The following is a 12490-nucleotide window of genomic DNA, read 5'->3' on the forward strand; positions in this document are numbered from 1 at the left end:
GGATATGATTCTGATTTCCAGCCAAAATAAATTAATTGTTTCTTTGAGCGATGTGTTCCCCTTCCTCATCTTGAGGATCAAGTTTAGGTTTAATGTCACGTATTCGGTCTTTAAAAAAGTAATTAATTTCCTTCACATTAAAATAAGATTCATTACCTGCAAAAAAGTTTTTTATTTCCATAATTAAATCTTTAATCCAGGCAGCTACGCTCGCTAGAGAAAAAGCTGGCTCAACATATTGTGAAAAGAAATATTGAGTAGCTATTTTTCGCTCTGCAATACCTGTTTCTTTGCGAGTGATAATACCTTTAATCGTGGTGACTGTATCAATTTGTGTAAGGAACTCTTTACTTTCAGGACTTAAGTCAGGGGTTAGCTCAGCAACGCCTTTCTTAAGTCCCTCAAGATTGTCTATTTGAAAATAGTCAATCGTGTATCTACTATTCCGCTTTTCAAGTATTGGTTGCATTGCCTTGTAATAATTTTCGAAAATATCTGCGTCCTCTTTTGCATACTGATAATCAGGAGCATCAAGTCTTGCTCTAAGCGTTAAAAGCTCCTCATAGTAGGCAGGATTTACATAAACCGGCGGTAATAGAGGCGCCACTTGTTTTCTTATCCCATTATCAAGTTTATCAATAAGCGAAAAAACCACCATCAAATCATCATATGCTTTAAGTTTTCTGTGAAAAGTGTGCATATATTCGCGAATTTCTTCAATTGATTTATTTTCAATCTCACTAATAAGATTCTGCTCATGAGCATTCATAAAATCTAACTTCTGTTGAGCAACTGGATTTTTTTCTCTTAATTCCTTTGTTAAAAGAGCCTTTTGTTTTGGCAATTTCACTTTGACAGCAAACTCATTGCAAAAATGCAATTTTTTATAAACCTCTCGAAGATGTTGCAGTGCATTGTCCTCAAGTATGGGTGTAAGTGACTTATATTTTTGCATTGGAGGTCTATTTTCATCAATCTCCATAGCAATCTGTTCCATCAATTTTTCTTCAATATAATCAGCAGATGTTATACGGCCTAAAATTTTGTCTTTTTGTTCTGTAAAAATTGGAATTATGTGTTGATGGAAGACAGGTGAATAGAAGCCAAGATATTCATTGAATACACTGACAACATCAAGCTTCAAACATTTCTGGAATTTTATTTCTTTAAGTTGTTTTTGTTCATCAATAAGTCTTTCTTCAAATCCTCTTATTCTGGAATGGGTTAATGCGATAGAAATTTCATCAGTTTTACTTGCGATTAAAATTTGTTCGTTTAACGCAGCTTTATGACTAATTAGAGTATTAAAAGCATTTAAAAAATCATCCTTTGAACCTATTGATTCTAATTTTTTCAGATAAATATCATAATAAAGTGATTGTTGTTTTGTAATTAAGATTAATTGAGGGACAACATCCCGATAACATTCAAGCAACAATTGTCTGGCAAACTTATCTTCAAACAAATTTGCGTTCGTTTCTAATCCCTCTTCAAGAGATTGTAATTTTTCGAAAACACCAACCCTACCCTTAGAAAATAATTTTCCAATCTGTATCAGCTTCATCTTAAATGAAATAATTTCTTGTTTAGAATCTAACTGATTATTCGGAATCACTATCTCACTGGAGAAAATTTCAGGCACCAATACACTATATTTTTCGACCAATTCGATTAATTTTATTTTTCTTAAATCTACAAAATTTTGATCGTCATCAAGCTCTGTATGTAATGCAGAAATTTCTTCATAAAGAGTACTTAAGCTTTTCGCCTTCTGAGGATTATCTTTACTTAACTCATGGTACTTAGTAATGATTCGCCGCTGAATTTTATCAAGATGACTAGCTAAAGAAGCACGGTCAAAGGTAGAGCTCACCAATTCAACAGTAATATTTTCTTTATTAATATAAGGAAGAAGACGATTGTATTTTTCTTTTAATATCCTGACCTGTTTCTCATTGTTTACATCCAAAAATCTAATGCCATAATAAATATGATCAATCTCCGAAGTGGGTGAATATTCATCTTTGCTTGTTAGAATGTCTTCAAACATGGATAAACTATTTCTTGCCTCATCTATAGATACAAAGCTACTCCAATTAACCTTAGGTAGACTTAATTTATTCGTAAATACTGTAGATAACATTGCGTTTGAATTTAACAAATCAATTAATCTTTCTTTAAGCTCAGGATTCAATTCACTCTCAAGATTTCCCTCATTAACTTGCTGCAATAAAATAGAAACAGCAGATGACAAATGATCTAATGGCGCCTCTCTGGAAGGATGAGTTTTTATCAAATTATTACGATTTACCTGGATTCTGTTTTGTATTTTTTCCAATACATCTCGGAAATCTTTTTTGCTATTAATTACAGCAATGGATTCAACTGTAATAATTTCACGCTCTATATAGGGAATTAATGCTTGATATTTGGCTTTTAGTACATCAATGTCCTTGGGATTGCCCCAAAGATCTATGTCCTCAATACCGTAATAAATAGAATTTATCTCGACGAAAAATAAGTTTTCTCCACCTGCTATTTTCTCTACAAGATCTTTGCGAGTACTTTTAGTTTGTAATTTACTTAGTCTTTTTTGTTCATTTTCAATTCTTTTTTCTGTCAGCGTGGCATCCGCTAAGCAATCTGCGACAAGTATCTCATCCTTCAAAATTTCTCTGACAATCTTTCCATAAAATTTATCAAATTTCTGACGAACTGGCTCGGATAAAGTCCCTGCTCTTAAACAAAGGTTAACTTCAGTTTCATCGGCTTCAATGACCAGTGCAATGTTAAAATTTGAACGAATTTCTTTTAATCTTTCTACAAATAACTCGTGTCCTTCGACACCGATGTTATTTAAAATGGCATTTAATTTTTTAAAGGAATCTAGAAGTTTGGCTATTTTAGCTGACTTAAAATCTAACTCCGTAATAGAACTAACAATCCCCTCAATTTCTTCATGCCAATTCATTGGTTCTTGGATTGGTGCGCCATGCTCCTCAAAAATTTCAAACGCAGAATTTAATGGGTTGACTGATTTAGTTACTCGCATGTCTGTTAGTTTTTTTTCTAAATCATATAGCTCTGTGACTAGTCGCCTAATCAACTTTCCTTTTTCAGGTTTCCTAGCAGATTTTTCACCTTCTTTTGGTAGCTTATCAGCAGCATTACTCTCTTTTTGTTCAGCAATATATTTAGAAACTTTGGCATTCGAGTCATTACTAAATCGTTGTAATTTATGAGTCGTTGAAAGTAATATAGAGTAGCAGTTTGTAAGTTTTTGATTGCTTATAAAATCAGTGATTTTTTTTCTATCATGCAGTACAATTTTTTTAAGTGCCGATTCAAATTCTGAGTGTGTATTTAGTTTAGAGAAAAATTCAGAAGTGTAAGATGAATCTAGCATCTGCAAATAAGGCTGTATTAGCAAATAATTGATTTTTATCTTTCTTTGCAGTTCCAAATCACCATAATTCTTATCAAACTCAAAATAAAAAATATCCTGAAGCTCACCAAAAGCACCAGAATAATCAAAATATTTCTCCGTCTCGAATAATTTCCCTATTGCTTGCTGCAACTCCGCTGTATTTTTAACTTTATCAATAAAATCATCTGGGAAATCTGCAATTCCAAGTCTTGTCAAATGAGGTAATAATTGTAAATACAATGTTTGAATTTTTTCTTTGCTGGTGGAAATTAATTCATCACCCTGAATTTTTTCTGACTCTTTTTCGAGCTCTGAATAAATTAAGCTAATTTCTGACCAGTTGGGATCATTTCCGCCAAAAAGGGTGTCTAGTTTTTCTCTTTGTTCAGCGACAGCATTTCCAGAGTCATCGAGTATCTCTTTTAAACGGGTGCTCAGAGAGTCATCGTCCAAGTCACATAAATACTCTATTGTCGTAAATCTATCTTTCCATTCTGCCAAGAAATCTTTTTTTAGCTTTTCATATTGTTCAGGTAACTTTTGAATGGATGTTACTTGCACTAAATTAATTAGATCTATTTGTAATTTTGCCAGGCCATTATTAAACTCATTCATGCGACTTTTAAGGCTGAAAGGGGAAGGTTTTTTAGACCCTTTTGTTGCATCAAAATAAGTCTTAAGAAATGGAATTTTTTTGAGAGGTTCAGTAAGATTTAAACCTTGTTCCAAAACTTCAGTAAGGTGTGGATTTCCTTTAAGCGCATTGATAGCAATTACTGTTTGGTAAATTGGAGCACCGACCTTCATACCTAGATGTTTCAAAAATAAAACTCGAGAAAATGTAGAATCAAGTTCTTTTTGATCAGCTTTTTTCTCAAACTCAACCAACCCCTGTTGCAAATAATAAAAAGCATTAAGTAAGTTTTTATATAAAGCCAAATGCCCCGCGGAAAGATGAACATTTTTATAGGGAAGTTTTATATGAGGCAGTTCCAATTCATGAAGAATTAGAGGTGAAATATTTTTTGATAAATAAGGAATTAATTGCTTATGAAGAAAATCACCAACTTTTGTCGATAATTTTTGTTCCTTTATTTGAGCGAACAATGTATTTTTTGTGTCTTTTGATGGAGTTAACACAATTAATGAACTGGGTTGTGCTCTAGCTGCTTTTTCGCTGCCTAAAAGAACCAACTTTTGACCAAGAGCCTGAGTGCGCTCTTGTTGTAAGAAACTTTCAATAGGTTCTTTGAACGCTAATAGGCTTGAGGCATCAAGTGCATCTTGTGATACGTTATCCTCGTCAGAGGCTTCGCTTGATAAAGCCAAAACGATTTGATTGTCTAACTGTGAAATATCAGGATTATTTTTACCTAAAAAGAACACATATTTTTGAAATTTTTTATATTGATGCCGCAATTCTTCTTTTTCTTTCTCATTTAATTGTATCAGAGGCGTATCGCCAAACCCTTGAAGTTTTATCTTAAAGTAAGCAAAAGCGCTTATAGCCTGATCAATTTCATCCAATTGGTTTTCAATGGCAAGCACTTCTCGATGAAACGACATAGCAGATTGGTTGCTGTCTTTGCTGACAGTATCGCTAACAGTAGGTGGAGTGAATTCGAGAAGAACTGTTTTATTTCCTTGCTTGGCATAAGCTGAACGTTCTGACGCTAAAATAGTATCTTCGATTAATGTTAATCGGTACTGCTCTGTTGCCCTTTCTCGATGCATTATTGTCAGAATTTTGTCTTTTTCGGCAAAAACTCTATTAAACTCTGTTTTAGCGCGCAAAGCGTTAAATGCACCTTTCGTTTTGGAATAATAGCGGTAAATTCCCCCTGAAACAGAGGAGATATCTCCCTTTTCAAATTGTTCTTTTTCTTGAACATTTAAATTAAGAAATTTGACAATGTCCTTATCTAAATTTGAATCATGAGCAACGACATACGATTGAAACTGTTGATACAAGTGAGCAAGCTCTTGTCGCTCTTTTATTGAAAGATTGGCGAACGAATCATTATATGTGGTACCTAGTGTTTGAATTTTTTCAAAAAAGGCGGTGGCAGCTTTTTCGCTATGAGATAACTCATTTAATTTTAATTGTGACCGATTAGCCCTTCCTATTTGTAGTCTTTTCCTCTGCTCCAGGAAATTTTCATGGACAATGTGCTCTATATCCTCTTTTTTTTGTACAGCAGGCCCTAGATTCACTTCCCGATCGTCACTTAATAAAATTGCTCTACCCGCTTTTACGTACCATTTATTCAGTAAGGACTCGGCATTGTCTATTTTCTCCGTAAACTTACCCAGCTTTTCTAAAGATTGTGCCATGGTTTCATAATACGATTCCGCTGATTTTAATGTAGGCTCTGTTAGACTACCCGGCATAAGACCAAGATTTTCTTCCAGTGACTCTAACTCAGCAATGACAACAGGGAGAAGCTCTGTTTTAAATTGGATTAGTTTTTCAACTGACTTTTCATAGGCGGCTTTGGTCGCCGGTGCTCCGGTATTGATGAAGTCAGTTGCATAATTACCAAGCTTTTTGAGCACTTTTAACAACCGGTAATTTTGGGCAAAACCTGATTTAGCAGTGAGTTTCTCAAGATGCTTAGCAAGATTTTTTGCATTCCTTTCAAGTCGTGGTTGTTCTCTTTTCGATGTCGCAGGATTAACGCCCTCAGGAAATAAAGATTCAGTTTGAATAATAGCTTGTAGTTGATGCAAGTATCCAGGGATATCCAGGATAAATTTAGTTAAACTGTCAAACTTAACATCATCACTGGTCATTCTTTCTGTAGGGAGAAAACTAATTGCTTGTGCCGCTTTTTCTCCTAAGGTGTCCTCTAAATTACTACCATGGCTAGTTGAGAATTGTTGAAGCTGTTCTGAAAGAAGCTCAAAGCCGACTCTCATGTTTTCCAATTGAGGAGCAAATACAGACTGAATTGCAGTTCCACCTGTATTGACCAATTGAATTAACTCATAAGCCTGATTAACTGCATGATAAAGATTTTTAACAAGACTAGTTGCATTATACAAATGACCTGGAACATGCGTATCGACATTCAATGCCTCTATCTCAGAAAAAATCTTCTCAATATTATATAAACTATTTATTATTTTTTTAAAAACAATAACTTGCTCAGGCTCTTCAGCACTTATATGATACGGAATGCCTGCTGCAGCGGGTCGTAATTGGGTAGTAAGCCGTTTAGAGAAAATTTCTTCATTCGTCAACGCGATTAAAAAATTAGAGCGGGCAATATTACATTTCTTTGCCAACTCGAATTGACAAAAATTAGAGTGGAAAAACACTACATTTTTTTGATAATTTTCAAAGGCTCTAAACATTTATTAATACTTTTAAAATGAAGGTTAGTTATAATTATTATACATGTAACCAACAAGATTTTTATTAAGTGTATATTAAGCCTATTGTTAATTTTTAATTAATTTTGTACTAAACATGTAAGAATAAAATTTTAGTTTTCTATTAGCGAGCTAACCCCATGAATCAACTAGATAAAGATCTGGAATTTGTTATCAACTTGGCACGCCAGGCAGGTTCGCTAGTGCAAACTGTTCGTAAATCCGGATATAAGATTTATGATAAAGGAATGCATTTAGGTTTAGTCACTGATGCCGATAAGGCAGCTAGTCAATTTCTGGTGAGTGAGCTTTCTCGTGCATTTCCAAATGACCTTGTCATTTCTGAAGAAGAATCAATACCTTCCGAAAATTACCCCACTGACAGAGTATGGTTCATAGACCCAATTGATGGTACAGCCGATTTTATTGCTGGCAGTAGTGAGTGGTCTGTTATGATAGGACTTGCTATTAACAAGACAGCTCGTCTTGGAGTTGTCTATCAACCCGACTCAAATGAACTCTATTATGCTATTAGAAAACGGGGAGCCTTTTATAGTAATTCCAAAGATACTGTAAAACTTAAAGTGAGACACCTTTCTGACCCTTCACAAGCAATTTTAATTCAATCAAGAATGCATTGGAGTATCAAGGCCGATAAAATTGCCAAACAACTTGAAATTAATCAAATTTTCAAATGTGGTTCTCTGGGGCTTAAACTAGGAAAAATTGCCAAGAAGGAAGCAGATCTGTATTTCAATTTTTCAGGACATTGTCATTTATGGGATCTTTGTGGTCCAGAAGTTATACTGAAGGAAGCCGGTGGTACACTTTTGTTTGCAGGGATAAATAAACTGTATTATGAAGTAGGTGAAACTCGCGTTAAATATAATTTTTTAGCAGCCCCGAATAAGCTCGCAACCAAGGTTTATTCTATCCTGGAACAGGAAATTTAATATGGAAATTAAACTTTTTGCATTGAATACATCACTTAATTGGGGGCAAAAAATTGCGACACATCTAGAACTTCCGCTTTCCTCTCATGAGGAAAAAGAATTTACAGATGGTGAGCGCAATGTACGGTCGCTTGAAAATGTGCGAGGACGGGATGTTTTTTTGGTGCAGTCGTTATTTCATGATGATAAACAAAGTGTTCACGACAAATTATGTCAACTATTATTCTTCATTGGCGCCTTGAAAGATGCCTCTGCCTGCCAAGTTACAGCAGTTATTCCTTATTTAGCCTTTTCCCGTAAAGACAGACGTACTCAAGCTCGCGATCCCCTTACCTTGCGCTATGTCGCACAATTATTTGAAGCGATGGGTACCGATCGCATTCTCACTCTAGACATTCACAATCTGGCAGCATTTCAAAATGCTTTTCGCATTCCTACAGAACACTTGGAAGCACAAGTCTTATTTGCTCGCTACCTGGTAACACTTATAAAAAATGAAGACATCACCATTGTTTCTCCAGATAGCGGTGGTCTAAAACGAGCAGAACAACTAAGAGAAACACTTTCTCACCTGCTTCAAAGAGAAGTAGGAAAAGCATTTATAGACAAGAAAAGAAATTTAGAGATTGTCACAAGTAGCCAGGAAATTATAGGTGAGCTTAAAGACGGCATTGCCGTTATTATTGACGATATAATTAGCACGGGAACCACAATCAAACTCTGCGCTGAAGCTCTAAATAAAAAAGGTGTGAAGCGAATTATCGTATGTGCCACACATGGCATTTTTGTCGAAGATGCCAATATAGTACTTTCCCTACCTTATCTTGAAAAAATAATTATTACTAACAGCATTCCTCCTTTTCGAGTGCATCAAGATTTGTTAGAAAAAAAGGTGGTAGTTCTTGATGCAACCTATTTATTTGCTGAAGCTATCAAAGAAATCCATGAAGACGGTTCTATTGCTTACTTGCAGCATATAACATCATAAATTCCCTATAGTTTAGAAACAAAGGGATTATCTTTAATATAAAATCGCAGCAACTCATCCGCCCAATGCTTAGCATAAGCGACACCAATTCTCGGTTTATTTTGAATTGCTATTGGTTTTTCTTCAGACATTTGAGCAATGAAAAAGTTATCACTTAACAAGTCATGACCATTTAAGCGTTTATCAATTTGCATTGCCTTACACAACAGACCAGGGCCTTTTGTACGTGCTGTAATATTACAAATAGGTTCTATAGCTCGCAGAAGCACAGCCGAGCCATTGCCTTCTTTTTCGGTAACAACATTAACACAATGATGAATACCATAAATGAGATAGACATACGCATAGCCAGGGGGACCAAACATTGTTTGGGTACGAGGAGTTATACCCTTGGAGGAGTGTGCTGCGAGATCATGTTGGCCCAAGTAAGCCTCAACTTCAACAATTCTGCCAATGCGCTTAATCCCTTCAACATGATGAACCAAATATTTCCCCAAAAGATCCTCAGCGACAACAATTGTGTCTCTATCATAAAATTTACGTGTTAGTTTTTGCATAGTGAATTGACTTCATAATTTTTTTCCTCATCCGTAACAATAGGCAGCCAATTTTGAATACCTTTTGCCCATAAGCACGAACATACTGAAAAATTTTAGAACAAAATAAAGAAAATGTTTAGATGATTGAGAAATAAATGAATTTTTCTTTAGTAAAACTATATTTTTTTGTCTATTCTTGTAGAGTACGTGGCGATTAAGGGAATAATAAAAATGTCAACGAAATCCAAATTAGAGACTTTGATAGGCCTTGGAATAGTACTGTTACCATTACAAGGTTTAGCGGCTTCTCCAACTGAAATGACCAAGGATGATTGGTTAGGAAAATTAAAAGAAGTTGCGCCTACTGTTATCTGCCAAGGCTTTTTTGAAGATGCTTCATTAAAAAAACGCATGGAAGAATTAAAAATTGATAATACTAAATGTGTTTCTTTAATTCCTGCCAGCTTTGAGAAATGTCAAACGCAATATTATTCAAGTTTACCTTCCTCAATAAATAAAGAAAGTGCCTCTAAATGGGGACACACTATTGGAGAATGTATAGGTACTGATTTTGCAACCAAATACTTAGTTGCAACACCAACTCCAGGCAGCTCAAGCTCATCGACTGACAGCTCTGCTACTGGTCAACCATCTGAGATGCCAAAAGATAAATGGTTTGCTCAACTAAAATCATTGGCACCTTCAATGATTTGTCAGGGATTTTTTGAAGATGCATCTCTTAAGAAGAAGCTCGAGGATCGCAATATAGACAACACTAAATGCGTATCGCTCATCTCGCCTAGTTTTGAAAAATGTCAAACTGAATTCTATTCAAGCTTACCTGCAACGATTGATAATGACACAGCCAATACTTGGGGCCGTAAAATTGGTGAATGCATAGGAACTGATTTTGCCAAGAAATACTTAGTCAATGCACCGGCATCTACCAGTACGCCTGCTGACGTTGAAACCCCAAGTTCAACAACTTCAACTACAACTGTACCAGCTACAACAGCACCTTCTACAACTACTGCCCCAGGTCAATAGTTTTTTCCAAAGGTTAAAGCTTAATAAGCTTTAACCTTCTTTATTCGACTTATACAAGGTTTTGCTATAGTAACAAGAGAAAGCTATTTTAAAGCGATTAAATTATGTCTCATCCATCTGCAAATCATTTGATTCATGAACCAAGCCCTTATCTCCAACAGCATGCTTATAATCCCGTGGACTGGTATCCTTGGGGAGAAAAAGCAATTCATAAAGCACAACGAGAAAATAAACCCATTCTACTTTCTATAGGGTATGCAGCCTGTCACTGGTGTCATGTGATGGCCCATGAGTCATTTGAGAATCAGGAAACAGCAGCATTAATGAATCAATTGTTTATCAATATTAAAGTTGATAAAGAAGAGCGACCTGATTTAGATAAAATTTACCAAACTTCACATTACTATCTAAGCCAACAAAGTGGAGGCTGGCCGCTTACAATTTTTCTAACACCTGACCTTACTCCTTTTTTTAGTGGCACTTATTTCCCATTAGAAGAACGCTATCAAATGCCTAGTTTTAAAACTATTTTGCAAGTCATTGCTAATTTATATAAAACTCAGCAAAACGATATCAAAAAACAAGGGATGGAATTAAGACGAATTTTACAACAACAAAATAAGACTTTTGCACTTTCCCTAAGTAACCAACCTCTACAAGTTGCCCTCGATTATCTTGAGCAGAATTATGATAAACAAGATGGGGGATTTGGAGGAGCGCCTAAATTTCCACAAGCAAGCAAATTAGTTTTTTTATTGGAGAATCATTCCCCACTCGCTTTAGACACCTTAAAACACATGGCAATAGGAGGAATCTATGATCAATTAGGAGGTGGTTTTTATCGTTATACAGTGGATAAAAAGTGGCGTATCCCTCATTTTGAAAAAATGCTCTACGACAATGGCCAATTATTAACACTCTATTCCCTTGCCGTTAAAGATTCTCCAAAATCGCTTTTTAAAAAAATTATAAAAGAAACCGCTAAATGGGTAATGACAACGATGACATCCCCCGAGGGCGGCTATTATTCCAGCCTGGATGCTGACTCTGAAGGTGTGGAAGGAAAATTCTATCGTTGGGAAAGAACTGAAATTCAATCTTTACTCTCACACGACGAGTATGCTGCGATTGCATTGCATTATGGCATTGATAAACCTCCTAACTTTGAAAAGCATTGGCATTTTTATATTGCCCAAACTCCTTACTCTGTTAGTAAAACTTTAAACATTCCTCTGCCTAAAACAAAAGAATTCATTGCTTCAGCAAACCATAAATTATTAGTTGCGCGTAATAAGCGAGTTCCTCCTTTTCGTGATGAAAAAATTTTAGCCTCATGGAATGCATTAATGATTAAGGGCATGTTGTTGGCCGGAGATTGTTTAAATGAAAAGAAATATATTACTTCGGCACAAGAGGCCATTAACTTCATTCAAACTAACATGTGGGATGGTCAGCGTTTATCAGCAAGTTATAAAAATGACAAGGCTTATTTACTTGCTTATCTTGATGACTATGCTTTTTTATTAGATGCCTTGCTCACCTCTCTAGAAGTAGCGTGGAATACTGACCATTTATTATTTGCTATCGAGCTTGCCGAAGCTGTTTTAACTGATTTCCCGGATGAAACAGCAGGAGGCTTCTTTTTTACAGCAGAAAATCATGAAAAATTATTGTATCGTCCTAAATCCATGATGGATGATGCTACTCCTTCTGGGAATGGCATTTTAGTCCGCGGCCTGCTTAAATTAGGTTATCTGTTGGGAGAAATGCGCTACATTCAAGCAGCTGAACAGACCTTAAAATCTGCTTGGAATTTATTAATTCGCTATCCAGCTGAACATTGCTCCTTGTCGCTAGGCCTAAGAGATTATTTAACTCCACCAACTATCATTGTTATTCGCGGCGCCCCCAAAGCAATTAATGCGTGGAGGAAGATTGCAAAAGGCGGAAATAATTATACTTATGCCATCCCAAACAATGCAGAGAAACTTCCAGAAGCATTGGCCATCAAAACTGTTAAAAAGGAATGCTGTGCCTACATCTGTCGCGGTCAGGAATGTTTTGATGTAATTACAGACGTTGCCGGACTGGAAGCTTTCAGCGAAGAAAACTGAGAAGACTAGCGTGAAGATTTTAATTTTGAACGTCCTCCGGATGCCCC

Annotated in this window: 6 protein-coding genes; 4 read left to right on the forward strand and 2 right to left on the reverse strand. The window is 35.7% G+C overall.

Going from position 1 to position 12490, the window contains the following annotated elements:
• Positions 1 to 31: 31 nt before the first annotated feature.
• Entirely contained in the window at positions 32 to 6784 is a 6753-nt protein-coding gene (locus LHA_RS09190) for a hypothetical protein (protein ID WP_045106283.1), read from the reverse strand.
• A gap of 158 nt (positions 6785 to 6942) precedes the next feature.
• Here LHA_RS09190 and LHA_RS16065 point away from each other — a divergent pair, with 158 nt between their 5' ends.
• Both LHA_RS16065 and LHA_RS09200 read left to right on the forward strand, forming a co-directional pair.
• The gene (locus tag LHA_RS16065) at positions 6943 to 7755 is read left to right on the forward strand and encodes a 3'(2'),5'-bisphosphate nucleotidase CysQ family protein (RefSeq protein WP_052673657.1); all 813 of its coding nucleotides are present in this window, start codon (positions 6943 to 6945) and stop codon (positions 7753 to 7755) included.
• Position 7756: 1 nt separating this feature from the next.
• Complete coding sequence (locus LHA_RS09200; RefSeq protein WP_045106284.1) at positions 7757 to 8743, forward strand: ribose-phosphate diphosphokinase; 987 nt, start codon at positions 7757 to 7759, stop codon at positions 8741 to 8743.
• A 5-nt stretch (positions 8744 to 8748) separates the two neighbouring features.
• On the opposite strand, the gene LHA_RS09205 is transcribed toward LHA_RS09200, so the two are convergent.
• Positions 8749 to 9300 (reverse strand): DNA-3-methyladenine glycosylase, encoded by a 552-nt coding sequence (locus tag LHA_RS09205; protein WP_045106285.1) that lies wholly within the window; start codon positions 9298 to 9300, stop codon positions 8749 to 8751.
• Positions 9301 to 9513: 213 nt separating this feature from the next.
• Here LHA_RS09205 and LHA_RS16070 point away from each other — a divergent pair, with 213 nt between their 5' ends.
• Together LHA_RS16070 and LHA_RS09220 are read left to right on the forward strand one after the other, a co-directional pair.
• Positions 9514 to 10329 carry a hypothetical protein gene (locus LHA_RS16070; protein ID WP_052673658.1) on the forward strand — a complete coding sequence of 272 codons (816 nt, stop codon included), beginning with the start codon at positions 9514 to 9516 and terminating at the stop codon, positions 10327 to 10329.
• 104 nt (positions 10330 to 10433) lie between these two features.
• A complete protein-coding gene (locus tag LHA_RS09220; RefSeq protein WP_045106286.1) occupies positions 10434 to 12443 on the forward strand; it encodes a thioredoxin domain-containing protein in 2010 nt (669 codons plus the stop codon).
• Positions 12444 to 12490: the final 47 nt, after the last annotated feature.

It is taken from the genome of Legionella hackeliae (assembly GCF_000953655.1).
GTDB lineage: Bacteria > Pseudomonadota > Gammaproteobacteria > Legionellales > Legionellaceae > Tatlockia > Tatlockia hackeliae.

Bases quoted from the DNA above. Each gene is read 5' to 3' on its own strand.
- LHA_RS09190 (WP_045106283.1), bottom strand. From the start codon at position 6,784: ATGTTTAGAGCCTTTGAAAATTATCAAAAAAATGTAGTGTTTTTCCAC.
- LHA_RS16065 (WP_052673657.1), top strand. From the start codon at position 6,943: ATGAATCAACTAGATAAAGATCTGGAATTTGTTATCAACTTGGCACGC.
- LHA_RS09200 (WP_045106284.1), top strand. From the start codon at position 7,757: ATGGAAATTAAACTTTTTGCATTGAATACATCACTTAATTGGGGGCAA.
- LHA_RS09205 (WP_045106285.1), bottom strand. From the start codon at position 9,300: ATGCAAAAACTAACACGTAAATTTTATGATAGAGACACAATTGTTGTC.
- LHA_RS16070 (WP_052673658.1), top strand. From the start codon at position 9,514: ATGTCAACGAAATCCAAATTAGAGACTTTGATAGGCCTTGGAATAGTA.
- LHA_RS09220 (WP_045106286.1), top strand. From the start codon at position 10,434: ATGTCTCATCCATCTGCAAATCATTTGATTCATGAACCAAGCCCTTAT.